The 18,155-nt window shown below is 64.6% G+C and carries 15 protein-coding genes; 10 read left to right on the forward strand and 5 right to left on the reverse strand.

From position 1 onward, the window contains the following. Positions 1 to 21: 21 nt before the first annotated feature. A complete protein-coding gene (locus M1D87_RS08000) occupies positions 22 to 1,275 on the forward strand; it encodes an MFS transporter (protein ID WP_039614528.1) in 1,254 nt (417 codons plus the stop codon). Between the two features lie 12 nt (positions 1,276 to 1,287). On the opposite strand, the gene M1D87_RS08005 is transcribed toward M1D87_RS08000, so the two are convergent. Further along, the gene (locus M1D87_RS08005; RefSeq protein ID WP_023663061.1) at positions 1,288 to 2,232 is read right to left on the reverse strand and encodes a LysR family transcriptional regulator; all 945 of its coding nucleotides are present in this window, start codon (positions 2,230 to 2,232) and stop codon (positions 1,288 to 1,290) included. 214 nt (positions 2,233 to 2,446) lie between these two features. Here M1D87_RS08005 and M1D87_RS08010 point away from each other — a divergent pair, with 214 nt between their 5' ends. Genes M1D87_RS08010 through M1D87_RS08025 form a run of 4 tightly spaced genes read left to right on the forward strand, consistent with a single transcriptional unit; the run spans position 2,447 to position 6,305 of the window. Then, positions 2,447 to 4,300, forward strand: coding sequence for a DUF1302 domain-containing protein (locus tag M1D87_RS08010; RefSeq protein ID WP_039614527.1), 1,854 nt, complete (start codon positions 2,447 to 2,449; stop codon positions 4,298 to 4,300). Between the two features lie 22 nt (positions 4,301 to 4,322). Continuing rightward, the gene (locus M1D87_RS08015) at positions 4,323 to 5,633 is read left to right on the forward strand and encodes a DUF1329 domain-containing protein (RefSeq protein WP_082810638.1); all 1,311 of its coding nucleotides are present in this window, start codon (positions 4,323 to 4,325) and stop codon (positions 5,631 to 5,633) included. Further along, positions 5,633 to 6,019 carry a YidH family protein gene (locus tag M1D87_RS08020; RefSeq protein WP_061305941.1) on the forward strand — a complete coding sequence of 129 codons (387 nt, stop codon included), beginning with the start codon at positions 5,633 to 5,635 and terminating at the stop codon, positions 6,017 to 6,019. The genes M1D87_RS08015 and M1D87_RS08020 overlap by 1 nt, the downstream gene beginning before the upstream one ends. Next, complete coding sequence (locus M1D87_RS08025; protein ID WP_039614524.1) at positions 6,012 to 6,305, forward strand: DUF202 domain-containing protein; 294 nt, start codon at positions 6,012 to 6,014, stop codon at positions 6,303 to 6,305. Before M1D87_RS08020 ends, M1D87_RS08025 begins: the two co-directional genes overlap by 8 nt. Positions 6,306 to 6,387: 82 nt before the next feature. On the opposite strand, the gene M1D87_RS08030 is transcribed toward M1D87_RS08025, so the two are convergent. Beyond that, positions 6,388 to 8,349, reverse strand: coding sequence for an alkyl/aryl-sulfatase (locus tag M1D87_RS08030; RefSeq protein WP_123084820.1), 1,962 nt, complete (start codon positions 8,347 to 8,349; stop codon positions 6,388 to 6,390). A gap of 102 nt (positions 8,350 to 8,451) precedes the next feature. Further along, complete coding sequence (locus M1D87_RS08035) at positions 8,452 to 9,375, reverse strand: LysR family transcriptional regulator (RefSeq protein ID WP_123084821.1); 924 nt, start codon at positions 9,373 to 9,375, stop codon at positions 8,452 to 8,454. Positions 9,376 to 9,458: 83 nt separating this feature from the next. Between M1D87_RS08035 and M1D87_RS08040 the strand changes: the two genes are divergently transcribed. Genes M1D87_RS08040 through M1D87_RS08060 form a run of 5 tightly spaced genes read left to right on the forward strand, consistent with a single transcriptional unit; the run spans position 9,459 to position 15,296 of the window. Continuing rightward, a complete protein-coding gene (locus M1D87_RS08040; RefSeq protein ID WP_123084822.1) occupies positions 9,459 to 10,697 on the forward strand; it encodes a 3-hydroxyacyl-CoA dehydrogenase in 1,239 nt (412 codons plus the stop codon). Next, positions 10,694 to 12,469, forward strand: coding sequence for an acyl-CoA dehydrogenase C-terminal domain-containing protein (locus M1D87_RS08045; RefSeq protein WP_123084823.1), 1,776 nt, complete (start codon positions 10,694 to 10,696; stop codon positions 12,467 to 12,469). Before M1D87_RS08040 ends, M1D87_RS08045 begins: the two co-directional genes overlap by 4 nt. A 30-nt stretch (positions 12,470 to 12,499) precedes the next feature. Continuing rightward, positions 12,500 to 13,663 (forward strand): iron-containing alcohol dehydrogenase, encoded by a 1,164-nt coding sequence (locus M1D87_RS08050; protein WP_031325707.1) that lies wholly within the window; start codon positions 12,500 to 12,502, stop codon positions 13,661 to 13,663. Next, positions 13,663 to 14,115, forward strand: a complete 453-nt coding sequence (locus M1D87_RS08055) for an acyl-CoA thioesterase (RefSeq protein ID WP_003260181.1) — start codon at positions 13,663 to 13,665, stop codon at positions 14,113 to 14,115. The genes M1D87_RS08050 and M1D87_RS08055 overlap by 1 nt, the downstream gene beginning before the upstream one ends. Beyond that, positions 14,112 to 15,296, forward strand: a complete 1,185-nt coding sequence (locus M1D87_RS08060; RefSeq protein ID WP_123084824.1) for an acetyl-CoA C-acyltransferase — start codon at positions 14,112 to 14,114, stop codon at positions 15,294 to 15,296. Before M1D87_RS08055 ends, M1D87_RS08060 begins: the two co-directional genes overlap by 4 nt. Positions 15,297 to 15,391: 95 nt before the next feature. Here M1D87_RS08060 and M1D87_RS08065 read toward each other — a convergent pair whose 3' ends face one another. Further along, entirely contained in the window at positions 15,392 to 16,252 is an 861-nt protein-coding gene (locus tag M1D87_RS08065; RefSeq protein WP_085721104.1) for a CAP domain-containing protein, read from the reverse strand. 162 nt (positions 16,253 to 16,414) lie between these two features. Beyond that, entirely contained in the window at positions 16,415 to 17,980 is a 1,566-nt protein-coding gene (locus M1D87_RS08070; protein ID WP_085721105.1) for a winged helix-turn-helix domain-containing tetratricopeptide repeat protein, read from the reverse strand. Positions 17,981 to 18,155 lie beyond the last annotated feature (175 nt).

Raw genomic sequence — 18,155 nt, forward strand, 5'->3', positions numbered from 1 at the left:
GCGCGTGCAGGCACGGCCTGGATGATAGCGGTACTGCTGGCACTGCTTATGCTGGTGAACTTCCTGGACAAGGTGGTCATCGGCCTTGTAGCGGTACCCATGTCCAGGGAACTGGGTTTGTCCCCGGCCGAGTTCGGCCTGGTGGGCGGCGCGCTGCACTGGTTCTTCGCCATCTCTGCAGTGGTCGGTGGCTTCATGGCCAACCGCCGGCCGACCCGCACCCTGCTGTTGGGCATGGGCGCGTTCTGGGCGCTGATCCAGTTGCCCATGCTGTTCGTCACCTCCCTGTGGGCTATTGTCGCTTGCCGGGTGCTGCTGGGCATCGGCGAAGGGCCGGCGTCACCGGTGGCAACCCATGCCTTGTACAAGTGGTTCCCCAACGACCGGCGCAACCTGCCGGTGGCGCTGTTGCATACCGGTAGTGCACTTGGGCTGCTGGTGGCAGGCGCAATGATTCCATGGATCAGCGTGCACTATGGCTGGCGCATGAACTTCATCGTGCTGGCCTTGATCGGTGCGGCGTGGTGCGTGCTGTGGTGGGCATTGGGGCGCGAGGGTACTCTTGACCGCAGCCGCCCCGGCCAGCCCAGGGAAGAACAGGCGCACATCGCCTACCGCCGTCTGCTCGGCGACCGCACCGTGCTGGGCAATTACCTGTGCCACTTCGCCGCCAATTGGTCGCTGGCCCTGACCTTGACGTGGGTGCCGAGTTATCTGGAAACCGGGTTGGGCATCGACCCGATCATGACCGGTCGGGTGTTCGTGCTTTTCGTGGTGGTGACCACGCCGCTGAGCCTGTTCATGGCCTGGCTGTCGCAGCGCATGATGCGCGCCGGGGTGGCGACACGCTGGTCGCGCGGAGCCTTCGTGTCCCTGTGCCTGATTGCCAGCGGGTTGTTGTCGGCGGCATTGTTCCTGCCGGGCCTGGGGAATGTCGAGCGAATCATCAGCCTGACTTTCAGTGGCGGGCTGGCGCTGGTCATGTACTCGGTGGGGCCAGCCATGCTGGCGGAGTTCACGCCCAGCGGTCAGCGTGGCGGCATCCTGGCTATCGGCAATGGTATCGCTTCGCTGGCCGGGCTGGCGGCACCCGTAGTCACGGGGTTTCTGGTGCAGGGCGCCGGAGCCGACCACCCGGCAGGGTATGGCCAGGGCTTCCTGGTATGCGGGGCGGTGCTGGTCATTGCCGGGTTGACAGGGTTGGTATGGATGGACCCTCAGAAAACCCGCCAACGGCTGCTTCAGGTGGGCACGGCTGCGCTGGCCCGGGCCTGACCTGCGCTGCGTTCAGAGGCTCTGCTGGGGGAGGGGGGCACGCTCTATCAGGGTGCCTTTCCAGCGCTCGCTGCGCACCGCATCCACGAGCAGCCCGCGCACCAGGTCGCGCATGCAGGCGGCGGCGAACGACAATGGCTTGTGTTGCGAATGGGCCAGGGCAATCGTACGAGTGATGCGCGGCTCCACGATCAGCCGCGCGCTGGCCGGGGCGGCCAGGTCCAGCAATGGCGGCCAGTTGCTGATGGTCGCCGCCAGGCCGGCGCGTACCAGGCTGGCTATGCCGGGCGCAGACTGCTGTTCATAGCTTGAATCCAGGGCCACGCCGGTTTCCATGGCCGCCTGCTCGATGCGCCTGCGCAGGTGCAGGCTGCGCGGCGGCATTACCAGCCGGCTCGACGCGGCCTCGGCCAGGGTGATCGGTGAATCGTCCGGACCATGCGCAGGCAGGCCGACCCAGTACAGGTCTTCGGAGAACACGGGCTCGGCGACAATGTGCGCCAGCTCCTCGGCATTGGGCACCACACCGAAATCCACCTTGCCCAACTCGATCGCCTGGCCGCCTTCGCGGCTAAGGCCGTCCCATACGGTGAGCTTGATACCAGGAAAGCGCGCCTGCGCCTGGGTGATGATGGCTGGCAACAACAGCGCCGAAGCCGTGGCCGGAATCGAGATGGCCACGTGGCCCTTGGGGTTGCCGCGGCTGGATTTGAGTTCGTCCTTCACCGAATCAAGCTTCTGTATCACCGAGCGTGCCACTTCGTACAGCTGGCGCCCTGCGTCGGTCAGCTCGATGCCGTCATGCTGGCGCGCCAGCAACTGCATTTCCAGCTCGCTTTCCAGCAGTCCTATCTGACGGCTCAATGCTGGCTGGGCAATGAACGCGTGGCGCGCGGCGTTGGAGAAGCTGCCGGCTTCGACAATGGCAATCAGGTAACGCAGCTGTTTCAAAGTCATGGCAATTCTCAGGCTATGCCGAAGTGGTATGGCAACTATCGAGAGACGTTATTTGTTCAGCTCTAGTGGCCTACTTAGTATCGGGGAACACCGGATCGAGGATAACAGAAACTTTCACTTATTTACCCAGCCCCTTTTACACAAGCCTTTGCGCCGTGTTTCGGCGCTAACTCGCAACTCACTCTCGAATAAACACAATAAGAGGTTAAGAGTGATGGCATTTCGTGCTTCTGGTCTTTCGGGACCATTGTCGCTGCTTGCGTCGTCTGCACTTTTTTCTGTGCCTGCCCTGGCTGTTCAATTTAATCTGGGAGAGTTTGAAGGACAGTTTGATTCAGCGTTTTCGTTTGGCACCAGCATTTCCACTGCCAACCCGGACCCGGCTTTGCACAATAGTGCAAACAGTGATGACGGCCGCCTGAACTTTGCCTCGGGTGATGTATTTTCGGCAGTGTTCAAAGGTACCCATGATCTGGAACTCAAACATGCCAACCTGGGTGTGTTCCTGCGTGGCACCTACTGGTACGACACGGCGCTGCGCGACCATGACCAGCGCTTCAAGCAGGTCGAGGACAACAACCGCAAGCGCTCGGCCAAGACCGCAGGTACCCAGCTGCTCGACGCCTTTGGCTACTACCTCTACGACATCGATGGCCAGCCAGGCTCGGCAAGGCTGGGCAAGCAGGTAGTGAACTGGGGCGAGAGCACCTTCATCCAGGGCGGGCTGAACGTCATCAACCCCTTCAACCTGGCGGCGCTGCGCCGCCCAGGTTCCGAGGTGAAGGACGCGCTGGTGCCGGTGAACCTGTTCTACTTCACGCAGAACCTGACCGAGGCGTTGTCGGTCGATGGCTTCTACCAGTTGGACTGGGACCAGACCCAGCTCGACAACTGTGGCACGTTCTTCTCCAACAACGATTTCCTGCCCGATGGTTGCGATGGCCTGGACGTGGGAGCCAGGTTGCTTGGCAACCCGGCTGCCGTGGCCGGCCTTGCACCGTTTGGCGTGAACCTGACCAGCGAAGGCGTGCGCATACCCCGGGGCAGTGACCAGGATGCCCGCGACGGCGGGCAGTGGGGTGTGTCGTTGCGCTGGTACGTGGCGGCGCTGGATACCGAGTTCGGTGCCTACGCAGCCAACTATCACAGCCGCACGCCTTATCTGGGGACGGTCAGCAGCCCTTATTTCGACAACAGCCGCTTCGCCCCCCAGTTGTGCGCCAACCTGGGTATCGGCCCGGCCGGTTGCGCCGGGTTCCTCGGCTCCGCTGCCGGTCAGTCGCTGGTCGGTGCATTGCGCCTGGGTACCTCCCAGTACCGTGTGCAGTACCCCGAGGACATCCGCATGTACGGGTTGTCGTTCGCCACCACCCTGCGCAGCGGTACGGCCCTGCAGGGTGAGCTGAGTTACCGGCCGAATATGCCCATGCAACTCAACGGTACCGACATCATCCAGTCGCTGCTCAACGTCGAGGGACGTTCGCCTTTGCTGGGCGACGGGCTGCGGCCAGAAAGCGCCAGCACCCTGTTCGACGGCTACCGGCGCAAGGAGGTGACCCAGCTTCAGGTGACCGCCGTACATGCCTTCAGTCAGGTACTGGGGGCCAACCAGATGCTACTGGTGGGCGAGGCCGGGGCCACCTACGTCGGTGGGCTGGAGGGCGGCGGAGGCCCGCGCTACGGCCGCTCGGGTACCTTCAACAGTGGCGAGCTGGCGGACAACAGCGTCTGCCGGGCGATTTCCAAAACGCCAGAGCACTGTAACGACCAAGGCTTCATGACCCCGTTCTCCTGGGGCTACCGGTTACGCGCGACCTTGACCTACCCCAACGTGATCGCCGGCTTCGACCTGCGGCCGAACCTGTCCTGGTCGCACGATGTGCACGGTACAGGCCCGGTGGAAGGCTCGGCTTTCAGCGAAGGCTCCAAGGCCATGAGCATCGGGCTGGATGCGACGCTTGCCAGTACCTACAGCCTGAGCCTGTCGTACACCGACTTTATCGATGGCGACTATGGCACCCGTGGTGACCGGGACTTTGTCTCGCTGAGCCTGGGCGTCACCTTCTGAGGGCATGATGATGAATATGCGAATGGTGATGATCGGCCTGTTCTGGGCCAGCGGCGCACTGGCTGCGACAGGCCTGCCAGACAACCTGACCCCTGTGGGCGCCGAACGCGCGGCCAGCCCGGACGGCCGTATCCCGGCCTGGCAAGGCGGGTTGAGCGTCGCCCAGCAGCGCCTGGGTGACAACGGCACGCCGCTGGATCCGTATGCCGCCGAGCAGCCGCTGTACCGGATCACGGCGGCCAACTATCGGCGTTACCAGGGCCAGCTTTCCGACGGCCAGGTAGCCTTGCTCAAGCGCTTCCCGCACACCTTCGAACTGCCGGTCTACCCCACCCATCGCAGTGTCGCGGTGCCTGCCGGCGTCGCCGCCTCGGCCGCCCGCAATGCAGCGCAGGCGCAGCTGGATGACCAGGGCAACGGCCTGCGCGGGTTCAATGGAGTGATTGCGTTTCCCCGGCCGGACAACGGGCTGGAGGTGATCTGGAACCATCTGACCCGGCACCGCAATGCCAGTTACATTCAGATGTCCGACAGCGTCACACCGTTCAAGAACGGCCGCTTCGTGCTGATGAGCGCGCGCCAGGATGTAGCCCGCCCGGAAGGCCTGGGTGGGCTGGGTGCAAGCAATGTGTTGTATTACTTCACCTACCGCATGACGGCACCATCACGGCTTGCCGGTGATGCCATGGTGGTTCACGAAACCCTTGACCAGGTAGCCGAGCCCCGCTTGTCCTGGGTCTACAGTGCCAGTCAGCGGCGTGTGCGGCGCGCGCCGAACATCGCCTACGACACCACGGGGCCAGGCACCGCAGGCCTGCGTACTGCCGACAGCCGCGACATGTTCAATGGCGCCCCCGACCGTTACCAGTGGAAGCTGCTGGGCAAGCAGGCCCTGCACGTGCCGTACAACAGCTACCGCCTGGCATCGCCCGAGCTGCGCTATGCCGAGCTGATCAGGCCTGGTCATGTCAATCCGGCGCCCACACGCTACGAGCTGCACCGGGTGTGGGTGGTGGAGGCGACGCTGAAGCCCGGCGCACAGCACATCTACGCCAAGCGACGCTTCTATGTGGACGAAGACACCTGGGCCATTCTCGAAACCGACAGCTACGATGCTGGCGGCCATCTGTGGCGTACATCACAGGCCCACAGCTTCTACCACCCAGGCGGCGAGGTGGCGGTCAACGCAATGGAGGTCACCTATGACCTCAAGAGTGGCCGCTACCATGCGTCGGGGCTGATCAACCAGCAACGTCGCCCGTTCGACTTCAATGTTCGCACCAGCCTTTCGTATTTTTCTCCTGGCGCCCTGCGCAGCTTTGGCGTGCGCTGATGGACGCCTTTGAACCACGGCCGGACTGGGCTCGGCGTCTGCTGGGGCAGGGCGAGGCGCCCGACCCTCGCTTCACCTTGGCCAACGAGCGTACGTTCCTGGCCTGGATCCGTACCGCGCTGGCGTTGCTGGGAGGTGGCATTGCCATCGAGACCTTTGCCGGCCAGGCCCTGCAGGCGCCGCTTCGGCTCTGGCTTGTCGGCAGCCTGATGTTGCTGAGCATGTTGCTGAGCGCCGGCGCCTGCCTGCGCTGGCTGCGGGTGGAGCGTGCCTTGCGTCAGCTCCGGCCATTGCCGCTGCCGGCGCTGGTGCCGCTGTTGGCGCTGGGTTGCCTGATCGCGGCGTTGATGGCCGCTGTCGTGTTATGGCCGCGCTGGCATGCCTGATCCGGGCTTGCAGGCCGAACGCACCGAACTGGCTTGGCGGCGTACCTGGTTGGCGCTGGTGGCGGTCGCGGGGTTGGCTTTGCGACAGGGCGACCTGGCGCTGGCGGCAGTAGTCGGCTTCGCAACGCTGACGCTGTTGACCCGCCAGGGGCGGCGCTACAGCGAGGGGCTGGCGATGTTGCGGGCCGAGCGCGGTCAGCCTGCGATTCTGCCGGTAATGGCACTGGGTAGCGCGGTGTGCCTGATGGCGCTGGCAGGGTTGTACCGGTTGGCGAACGGGGGCTGAAACCCCTCCCACAGATACGATGTGAATCCAGACGCCATTGCGGTACCTGTGAGAGCGGGCTTGCCGGCGAAGATGCCGGCGCTCAGGGGGTCACGATGTTGAAACGGGAATCGGCGTTCTCCAGGCCGCCCATGAAACGCAGGAACTTCACCCGCTCACCTTCGATGGAGATCTCGCCCAGCGTGGCCTCCTTGAGGAACCCGGTCTGCTTCAGGGCAATGCGGTCCAATGTCTGTTTGCTCATGCTCACCTGCACATCGGCCTGGGCGTGACGAGCCAGGTCGCGATGGGTGAGCACGCCGTTGCGCAGGGTCAGGGCATAGTCTTCACCCAGGTCGGTGAAGCGCCAGTTGATGCTCAGGTCGCTCTCCGCCGCCTTGAAGGCATCCACCCGTACCCCAAGGTAATCGAAGAACAGGCTTGGGGTCAGTGCCCGCACCATGTCGTCGGCATTGCCGCCACTGCCGGTGGCGGCGGCTATTCCACCGCGCAGCTCCTGGGCGCCGCTGAGGTAGGCGTTGCGCCAGGTAGCGTTCTCGCTCTGGTAACCCAGCTGTTCCAGCGCATCGGCCTGCAGTTCGCGCGCTGCGGTATTGTCTGGTTCGGCGAATACCAGATGGTTCACCAGCTGCGCGACCCAGCGGTAGTCACCTTCGGCAAAGGCTTGGCGTGCCTGGGCCAGCACCTGATCGGCGCCACCCATTGCCGCCACGTAGCGCTTGCCGGCAGCTTGCGGCGGCAGTGGGTCGAGGTTGGCCGGGTTGCCATCGTAAAAGCCCATGTAGCGTTGGTAGACCGCACGTACGTTATGGCTTAGCGAGCCATAGTAGTCGCGGCTGTACCACTTGCTGGCCAGGCGCGGCGGAAGGTTGGCCAGGCTCTGGGCGATTTCCATTGGTGTCTGGCCCTGGTTGATCAGGCGCAAGGTCTGGCTATCGATGAAGGCATACATGTCGCGCTGGTCGGCCAGGTACTCGCGGATTGCCGGCCCGCCCCAGGTCGGCCAGTGATGCTGGGCGAACACTACCTCGGCCTGGTCGCCGTAACGCAACAGCGATTGGTCCAGGTAGTGCGCCCAGACTTTCGGGTCGCGTACCAGCGCACCGCGCAGGGTCAGAACATTGTGCTGCACGTGGGTGGCATTCTCGGCCATGCACAGAGCCTTGAGCCCAGGGAAGTAGATGTTCATCTCCGCTGGCGCTTCGGTGCCAGGGGTCAACTGGAACTCTACGTCCACGCCGCTGAGGGTCATGCGTTGCAGCGGCTGGCTGATTTCCAGCGTCGGCGCTATCAGGCTGACGGTGGCGTTGGCCGGCACCCCTTTGCCCAGGCCGGCATCCACTTGGCCGCGTGGCCCGCGGGGCAGCGGGGCACCGTACATGTACTGGGCGCGGCGTTTCATGGCCGGGCCGGCCAGCACGTTTTCGCCGATGGCATGCTCGAAGAAGCCTTCGGGTGCAATGACTTGGACCTTGCCGGCCTTTACGTCCGCCTCGTCGATCACCCCGCGCGCGCCGCCGAAATGGTCGATGTGCGGGTGGGTGTAGATCAGCGTGGTCACCGGCTTGCGCGGGCGGTGCCGAAAATACAGTTCAAGGCCGGCCTTTGCGGTTTCGACGGCCAGCAGCGGATCGAGCACGATCAGCCCGTCCTGGCCTTCAACGATGGTCATGTTGGCCAAGTCCAGGCCGCGGACCTGGTAGATGCCTTCGGTGACCTTGAACAGGCCGGCGATGGTGTTCAGCTGGGCGATGCGCCACAGGCTCGGGTTTACCGTGGCCGGGGCCTGCGTCGGGTCGAGAAAACGATACTGACCCAGGTCCCACACAGTCTTGCCATCGGCGGTCGCGACCGGCCCGTCGAAGCGTTCAAGCAGCCCGCGCCGGGCCGCTTCGAAATCCCCGTGGTCATCGAAAGGCAGGCGTTGCAGCCATTGCTGGTTGCTGGCCTGGGTGGCCGGGGTGGCATCCTTTGCCGCCGTAGTGGCCAGGCTCGGGAGGGGCGCCAGCAGGGCGAGCGCCAGCATCGACAGTGGGAAGCGCATGGTGTGTCCTTGTTGTTATGGTGGCGGACCACTGTAGGGGACGGATTCGGGCACCAGCCAATACCAGAGCGGCATGGTTGCCATCGCATTTGCTGATGGCCCTCAGGCAGGCGGAAGCTCCAGAATCTGCTCCACCAGCCAGGCCAGGGCGGGGTCGTGCCGACGATGGGTCAGGTGCACCAGTTCCAGCTCGAACGGCTCCAGGGCGAAGGGCAGTTCATGCACCGCCAAGGGCAGCAACTTGGCGAACTGCTGCGCAAGTTGCCGCGGCAGCACCACGCACATCTCGGTGGCGGCGGCCAGATGCGCTGCTTGAAGGTAGTTGGGGGTGGTGTAGGCAATTTTCCGGGTCAGGCCTTGTTCGGCCAGCCATTGGTCGACCATGCCGCGGGTCTGGCCACCGTGTACCCAGATATGCCGCAAACCAAGAAACGCCTGAAGATCCAGTGCCTGGTCCGGCGCCAGTTGCGGATGCTTCTGGCGCAGCGCGACTTGCAGGGTTTCACGCCTCCAGGGGCGGCGGCTGAAACGTGCCGGCACCTCATCGAAGCGCCCCAGTACCAGGTCGAGGTCGCCGCGGTCCAGCGCTTCGGCCGGCAGGTTGGGAGCCAGGTGCACCACATCGATGCGCAAGTGCGGGGCCAGTACCTGCAGGCGTGCCAGCAGCGGTGGCATGCACAACTGTTCGACGAAGTCGGTGAGGGCGATGCGCAGCTGACGGTGGCTGCGCTGTGGCTCGAAGGCATCGCCATTGGCCAGGGTCTGCTCGATTTGTTGCAGCGCCGCTCGAATCGGCCCTTCCAGCGCCAACGCCCGTGGCGTAGGGCGCATGCGCCGGCCCACACGAACCAGCAGCGGGTCGCCCAGCTGGTCGCGCAACCGCGCCAGGGCGTTGCTGACAGTGGGCTGGGTCAGGGCCAGGCGTTCAGCCGCCCGTGAGACGTTCTGCTCGCGCAGCAACATGTCGAAGACCCGCAGCAGGTTCAGATCGAAGTTGGAAATATTCATGGGCAGAATATATGGCATACGAAATTGAAATTTCAAAAATACCTGCGGCCTGCTTAGGGTGATGCCTGTCCTCATACCTACAACAAGCAGGAGCGTTGCGCGTGAATACCCCCTTTCCGATCAACCAGGTGGCCGTGATAGGCGCAGGTACCATGGGCCGCGGCATTGTCATCAGCCTCGCCAGTGCCGGGCTGTCGGTGCTGTGGCTCGACAGCAACGCATCAGCCCTGGACGCTGGCCTGAGCATGGTCAGCCAGGCCTTGACCCAGCAGGTGGAGAAGCAGCGTGTCACCCAGGCCGAGGCCGAAGCCTGCCTGGCGCGAGTGCAGGCGGTGGATGGCTACGCCGCGCTGGCCCAGGCCGATCTGGTGATCGAGGCAGTGTATGAAAGCCTTGAACTGAAACAGGAAATCTTCCGGGCCCTGGACCAGCACCTCAAACCGGAGGCGATCCTGGCCAGCAATACCTCGGCGCTGGACATCGACGCGATCGCGGCGGTGACCCGGCGACCGTCGCACGTACTGGGCCTGCATTTCTTCAGCCCCGCGCATGTCATGAAGCTGCTCGAGATAGTGCGCGGCGCGCACACCGACCAGGCGGTGCTCCATACCGCCCTGGCGCTGGGCGAGCGCCTGGGCAAGGTGGCGGTAGTGGCCGGCAATTGCCCCGGTTTCATCGGCAACCGCATGCTGCGCAGTTATGTGGCCGAAGCGCGCAAGTTGCTGCTCGAAGGCGCACTGCCGCACCAAGTGGATGCGGTGCTGCAACAGTTCGGTTTTGCGATGGGCCCGTTCCGCATGTACGACGTGGTCGGTATCGACCTGGAATGGCGTGCCCGCCAGCTGGCCAGGCAGGGCATGCACGATCCGCTGGTGCAAGTGGATAATGCGCTGTGTGATCTGGGCCGGCTGGGTCAGAAGACAGGGAAGGGCTATTACCGTTATGCACCTGGCAGCCGCCAGGCCGAGCATGACCCCGAGGTCGACGCCCTGGTGCTCAAGATTTCCAACGACCTGGGTTACCGACGCCGGGGCATCAGCGCCGAGGAAATCGTCGAGCGCTGCCTGCTGGCGCTGGTCAACGAGGGCGCGAAGATTCTGCAGGAAGGCATCGCTGCCAGCAGCGCCGACATCGACCGGGTGTGGCTCAACGGCTATGGCTTCCCTGCGGCCACAGGTGGCCCGATGCGCTGGGCCGATGACCAGGGTGCAGCATTCGTCCTGGCTCGGCTGGAATACCTGCAAAGCGTACTGGGCGAGCACTGGCGCCCGGCCGCTCTGCTCTGCACGCTGGTGGCCAACGGCAAGCGTTTCGAGCAGCAGGCGGAGGTTCAGGCATGAACTACCAGGCTCCCTTGCGCGACATGCGCTTCGTGCTGCACGAGCTGTTCGACGTTGCCGCCCATTGTCAGCAGCTGGGTATCGAACTGGACCGCGACACACTCGACGGCATACTGGAAGAGGCCGCGCGCTTTACCGGCGAGGTAGTCGCTCCGCTCAACCGCAACAGTGACGAGCAGGGCTGCCAGTTGGCTGATGGGGAGGTCATCACGCCCGATGGTTTCCGCGACGCCTACCGGCAATACGTGGCCCATGGCTGGGCCAGCATGACCGGGCCGCAGGCTTACGGCGGGCAGGGCCTGCCGCAAATGGCCTCGGCCAGCTTCCACGAAATGCTGATGGCCGCGTCGTTGTCGTTCCGCATCTACTCCGGCCTCACCGAAGGTGCCGTGCTGGCTTTGCATCGCCATGGCAGCCCGGCGCTGCAGCAGTCCTATCTGGCGCGCATGGTCAGTGGCGAGTGGGCCGGCACCATGTGCCTCACCGAGCCGCAGGCCGGCACCGACCTGGCCTTGCTGCGCACCCGTGCCCAGCCGCAGGTCGACGGTTCCTATCGCATCACAGGCAGCAAGATCTTCATCAGTGGCGGCGAACAGGACCTGACCGACAATATCGTTCATCTGGTACTTGCACGCCTGCCCGATGCGCCGGCCGGGGTGCGGGGCATCAGCCTGTTCCTGGTGCCCAAGCTGCTGCCGGGCGGCGAACGCAACGCGTTGGGCTGTGGCGCGCTGGAGCACAAGATGGGCATCAAGGGCGCCTCGACTTGCGTGATGAATTTCGACGGTGCCCAGGGATGGCTGGTAGGCGAGGCCAACCAAGGCCTGGCGTGCATGTTTACCATGATGAACGACGCCCGTTTCCAAGTCGGCCTGCAAGGGCTGGGCATTGCCGAAGCGGCCTTCCAGGGGGGGCTGGCCTATGCACGCGAGCGCTTGCAATCGCGCGCGCTGACCGGCCCGGCGGCGGCGGACAGGCCGGCCGATCCGATCATCGTCCACCCGGATGTGCGACGCATGCTGCTGACCCAGAAAACCCTCACCGAGGGCTGCCGAATGCTGGCCATCTATACCGCCCGGCAGCTCGACCTGGAGCACGCAGCGGCAAGCGATCAGGCACGCAAGGGCGCAACCCGGCGGGCTGCACTGCTGATTCCGATCGTCAAGGCGTTTTTCACCGATGTCGGGCAGGAGGTCGCCAGCCTTGGCGTGCAGCTATATGGCGGACACGGCTATATCCGCGAGTGGGGCATGGAGCAGTTGATGCGCGACAGCCGCATCACCCAGCTCTATGAAGGCACCAACGGCATCCAGGCTCTCGACCTGGTGCGCCGCAAGCTGCTGGGCGACGGCGGGGCCGAGCTGAACTTGCTGGTCGATGAACTGGCCCTGAATGTCGAGGCGGCTGGTGTCGGTGGTGGTCTGCATGCCATGGCGACAGCGGTCGGGCAGCGCCTGGAGGAATGGCGTGTGCTGGCAGGCCATGTAGTCGAGGCTTGCCAGCGTGACCCTCAGGAAATGGGCGCGGTCTCGGTGGACTTCCTGGCCTACTCGGCCTATGTGCTGCTCGCAGCGTTTTGGCTGCAGGCGGCCGTGCGCGCCGAGACGGCGCTGGCTGGCGGCAGTGCCGAAACTGATTTCTACCGGGCCAAGCTGCACGCGGCGCAGTTCTACTGGCGACGCGTCCTGCCCCGCGCCACCGCGCACCGCGAAGCCCTGCTGGGCGGTGCAGATTGCCTCATGGCACTGCCAGCGAGTGACTTCGCCTTCTGACGCAGGGCCAACGACGACAAGGAGAGCCAGATGCAGCCTTTCAGCTTTGCCACTACCGGGCAGATCCTCTGCGAAGCGGGCGCGGTGCAGCGCCTTGCCACTCTGTGCCGCGAGCGCGGCGCACGGCGCGTGCTGATCGTCAGTGACCCCGGTATCGCCCGCCTGGGCATGCTCGATGATCTGCTACCGGGATTCACGACGGCCAAGGTCGGCGTGGCGATCTTCAGCGAGGTTACCGCCGACCCCAGCGAAGCTTGTGTACTGGCAGCCACCCAGCGGGCCCGGCATATCGGTGCCGACCTGGTGGTGGGCTTTGGCGGCGGCAGTTCGATGGATGTTGCCAAGCTGGTCGCGCTGCTGGCCCACCGCGACTGCAACCAGCCGCTTGCCGAACTCTATGGCATGGACAAGGCCAAGGGCCGACGCCTGCCGTTGATCCAGGTGCCGACCACGGCCGGCACCGGTTCGGAGGTGACGCCGATCGCCATCGTCACCACCGGCGCCACCAGCAAGATGGGCATCGTCTCGCCGCTGCTGCTGCCGGACCTGGCGGTACTCGATGCCGTCTGCACGCTCGGCCTGCCCCCGGCAGTAACCGCCGCAACCGGTATCGATGCCATGGTGCATGCCATCGAAGCCTATACCAGCCGCCTCAAGCGCAACCCGCTGTCGAGCCTGCTGGCGCGCGAGGCGCTGCGGCTGCTGGCGGAAAACCTGGATCAGGCCGTGCACAATGGCGGCAATCTGGATGCGCGTCAGGCCATGCTGCTGGGCGCCTGCCTGGCCGGCCAGGCGTTTGCCAATGCCCCGGTGGCGGCGGTGCACGCGCTGGCTTATCCGTTGGGTGGGCACTTCCACATTCCCCATGGCCTGTCCAATGCATTGGTGTTGCCGCATGTGCTGCGTTTCAACCTGCCCGTGACGGTGACGGACTATGCCCAGCTGGCGGTGCCCTTGTTGGGCGCACGGTTGCAGCCTGGCGACCTGTACCGGCAGGCTGATCAGTTCGTCGAGGAACTGGCCGCGCTGGGCGCCCGCTGCGGTTTGCCTGGGCGGCTGCGTGATGCCGATGTTCCGCGCCATCGCCTGCCGCAACTGGCAGAAGATGCCATGCAACAGCAGCGCCTGCTGGTCAACAACCCGCGTGAAGTCACCCAGGCCGATGCACTGGCCATCTACGAGGCTGCCTACTGATGAGTGTGCATCGGCAACGTGACTACTACCGGCACTACACGCCAATCGCCACCCGCTGGCATGACAATGACGCCTACGGGCACGTGAACAACGTGGTCTATTACGGCTTTTTCGACAGCGCCGTGAACCGCCTGCTGATCGAGCAGGGCGGACTGGATATCCACCATGGCGCGGTGATTGCGCTGGTGGTCAGTTCGGCCTGCGACTACCAGTCGCCTGTAGCGTTTCCGCAGGGCATCGAGGTGGGCCTGGCGGTAAGCCGGCTGGGCAACACCTCGGTGCAGTACCAGTTGGCCGTATTCATCCAGGGCCAATCCCTGGCTTGCGCCACCGGACGCTTCGTCCATGTATTCGTCGACCGGCAGGGCCGACGCCCGGTCCCGGTGCCTGCCCGCTTGCGGCAGGTGTTGAGCGAACTGCAGCCTTTACTCCCCGAGGAATTTCGACCATGAAAGACGCCGTGATCGTAGCCACTGCCCGCACACCCATCGGCAAAGCCATGCGTGGCGCCTTCAACGACCTGAAAACCCCCAGCATGACTGCCGTCGCCATTCGGGCAGCCGTCGAGCGGGCTGGTATCGAGCCGGCGCAGGTGGAGGATCTGGTGCTGGGTACCGCCATGCAGAGTGGTACCGCCGCGATCAACCCTGGCCGACTGTCGGCGCTGGCTGCCGGCTTGCCGCAATCGGTCAGCGGGCAGACCCTCGACCGCCAGTGTGCGTCGGGCCTGATGGCCATCGCTACAGCGGCCAAGCAGATCATTGTCGATGGTATGCAGGTGACCATCGGCGCCGGCCAGGAGCAGATCAGCCTGGTCCAGCAGGTGCACAACCAGCTGGCCAGCGAGGCCTATGACCCTGCCGTGCTGCGAATGAGCGAACACGCCTACATGCCGATGCTGCAAACCGCCGAGTTTGTCGCCCGCCGCTATGGCATCAGCCGGGAAGCGCAGGACGCCTACGCCTTGCAGTCGCAGCAACGCACTGCAGCGGCGCAGGCGGCGGGGTTGTTTGCCGATGAAATCGTGCCCGTCTCGGCACGCAGGAAGGTGGTCGACAAGCTGTCCGGTGCAGTGAGCCATGAGGAAGTCTGCCTCAGCCAGGACGAAGGTAACCGGCCGGCGACCACCCTGGCAGACCTGCAAGGGCTGAAGCCAGTTGTCGAAGGCGGCTGCGTGACGGCCGGCAATGCCAGCCAGCTGTCTGATGGCGCCAGTGCCTGCGTGCTGATGGAAGGCGCACTGGCCGCAAGGTCGGGCAAGGCGCCGCTGGGGCTGTATCGTGGTATCGCCGTGGCCGGTCTGGCTCCTGAGGAAATGGGTATCGGCCCGGTGCTGGCGGTGCCCAGGTTGCTGCACCAGCATGGCCTGAACGTGGACGACATCGGTCTGTGGGAGCTGAACGAAGCGTTCGCCTGCCAGGTACTGTACTGTGCCAAGCGTTTGCAGATAGACCCTGCGAAGCTGAACGTCAATGGCGGTGCCATTGCCATCGGCCACCCCTACGGCATGAGCGGTGCACGGATGGTCGGGCATGCGCTTCTGGAGGGCAGGCGGCGCGGGGTGAAGTACGTGGTGGTGACCATGTGTGTTGGCGGCGGGATGGGCGCGGCAGGGCTGTTCGAAGTGCTGTAGGGCATCCGTCAGGCCACCCCCGGCGTCTGCGGCTGGCCGCGGGGTGGCCTGCAAGTCTGAATGGCGGCTCGTTCGGGGTCTGCAGCCTGAGTCAGTCAGGGCGCGCCGAACAGCATCGTCCAGTACACGCCGTTATCGCTACGCGAGTTCTCGGCAAAGGCCGCACCCACCTGGGTAAACATCGGGTTCATCAGGTTGGCGCAATGCCCGGGGCTGGCCAGCCAGCCTGCCATCGCCTTGCTCGGTGACCCTTGGCCGGCGGCAATGTTCTCGCCGATCTGCCGCCCACGGTAGCCGGCATCCCATGCCCGATCCGCAGGTAGATCACCGTCGAGGTCGCGGTGCGCAAAGAAATTGTCGTTGGCCATCGCCCGGCTGTGGCGCTGCGCCGCCGTTCCCAGGGCGGTGTTCCAGGCCAGCGGGCGTGCAGCGGCAAAGCGCTTGCGACCACACAGGCGTGGTTTCGCCCGTGCAGCGTTCACCTGTGCCAGCAACGCTTTGCTTGCCGATCGCCCATCGCTAAGCTGGGCATCGAGCAGGGGCCGAGCCAGCAGCACCCGCCACTCGTTGCGTGAGCGACTGACGCCGATATCGGCATATTGGCTATCGAGCAGGGCCGTGCAGTAGTCGCTGCGCAGCATGTCGAAGGCCTCCTCGGCATCTTGTGCGCCGACCAGACGGATGGCCCGCACCTTCACCGCCTGATACCCCGCAGCCTTCAATCCTTCCCGCAATGCCCCGCCGTAGCCGACCGGCAACGCCAGTTTCGGCTTCAGCACCAGCGGCGTCGAGCCCCGGATAATGCGCCGCTCGCAGCGTTGTGGCTGGGTGCGATAGTCGTTGATGGCTGCGACCAGTTGCCTTTCCCCGCTGGCATGGGCGGGGTTGGCGAACAGGTGGAAAAAAGGAATGAGGCAGAGCGAGACAAAGGGGGAGCGACGGACTGCGTGGCGCATGGGGTGAATGGCTCTGGTGAATGGCGGCGGCAAGGCCGAATTTAGGGCTCGGCTAAGACTGTGCGCCTCAATCCAGGTTCACTGGTGGCGGGTACAAATTTGTAGCTGGAGCTTCGGTACTCAAACGAAGGCAATCCAGGCCAGGGTTTCATGCATCCCCGATCAAGCCGGTAACCCCGCCAACCTCAACCCTTCGGCAAATCGGGCCAGATCCTCATCGCGGTAAATCGGCAGCCACTGGCGCAAGGTCGACACCCTTAACCCTGGGTCTTGTGCCCGCAAGCGCTCCATCGCCCGGTGCGCGCTGTCCATCCGCCCACTCAGTGCATGGCTGGCCGCTAGCAGGGCCACCGCTGCCAGCAGGCTGGGCAGATTCCCCAGCGACTTTTCCGCCCACTCCACAGCCTCATCCAGCCGCCCGGCAAAGAAATGCGCCAACGCCATGCCCACCTGCATGCGAAACATCTCCGGGTCCAGTGGGCTCAGCCGTGTGGCGTGCTTGAGATTGTCGATGGCGGTCTGTGTCTCGCCGCGTAACGCCCTGAGTATCCCGCCCAGGTACCAGGCCGGCGCCAGGTTGGAGTTGAGCAGGCGTGCCCGGTCAAGCAGCGCTATCGCGCCGTCCAGGTCACCCGTCAGATGCCCCAGGGCATGGCCGCCGCGGGTCAACGCCACGGCATCGTCACGCCCCAGTTCCACTGCCAGGCGCGCAAGCCGGGCACCTTCGGTGATTTCCTGGGCGCGATCATCCATCCAGCCATTGAGCTTGCGCCAGAAGTAGCACCACGCCGCCATGCCATAGGCCGAAGCGAACTCAGGGTCCAGTTCGATGGCTTGGTAGTACAGCGGTAGAGCCTGGGCGATGGCGTCGCGGGTACCGTTATGCAGCTTGGCCGTGCCGCGCAGGTAGTAATCGTAGGCGCACAGGTTGCCGGTGGGCTTGCGCTTGGCCCGTTCGATCTCCGCCCGTTCCAGCTGCGGGGCGATGGCGCCCACCACGCTTTCGGTCACCTGGTCCTGCAACTCGAACAGGTCGTCTAGCCGCCCCTCGAAACGCTCGGCCCACAGATGCTCGCCGCTGGTGGCGTCGATCAGCTGGCCGGTGATGCGTAGCCGCTTGCCAGCCTTGCGCACGCTGCCTTCGAGCACATAGCGCACGCCCAGTGCCTGGCCAACCTGCTGCACATCGATGCGCTGGCCTTTGAAGGTGAAGCTCGAGTTGCGGGCGATGACGAACAGCCAGCGAATGCGGGACAGGGCGGCGATGATGTCCTCGACCATCCCGTCGGCGAAATAGTCCTGTTCAGGGTCACCACTGAGGTTCTGGAAGGGCAGCACGGTGATCGACGGTTTATCGGGCAGGGCGGGCCCACAGGCGACGGGAACAGGTTCGGATGGGGCCTGTGCCGCGCTGCTGGAAGGCTCGCGGACCAGGCCGACGAAGCGGTAGCCCTTGCGCGCGATCGTGCGTACCAGGCGCTGCTCTTCACCGGAATCGCCGATGGCTTTGCGCACGGCATTGATATGGCTGGTGATGGTCGATTCCGAGACGATCTTGCCGTTCCACACGCGCGCCAACAACTCGTCACGCCCCAGCACCTGGTCGCGGTGACTGACCAGTTGCAAGAGCAGGTCGAACACCTGCGGGCCGATGGCCACGGCCTTCCCGCACAGGGTCAGCTCCCTGCGCTGTTCGTCGAGCACATAGTCGTCAAACTCGAATGGCACGTGACATCCCCTCGCACGCCCTAGGCTTCGTGTCCGAGGCGACTGTTCAGTGGTATGGGCCGATGATACGGCAGCGCAAAGCTGGCTGCACATGCCAGGGCGTGGATTGAACAGTTTGGACGGAAATTCAAGCAAGCCTGGAGGCAAATCCAGCCGGTGCGCAAGGACTCTGCAC

The sequence above is a fragment of the Pseudomonas sp. SA233 genome (assembly GCF_054792385.1).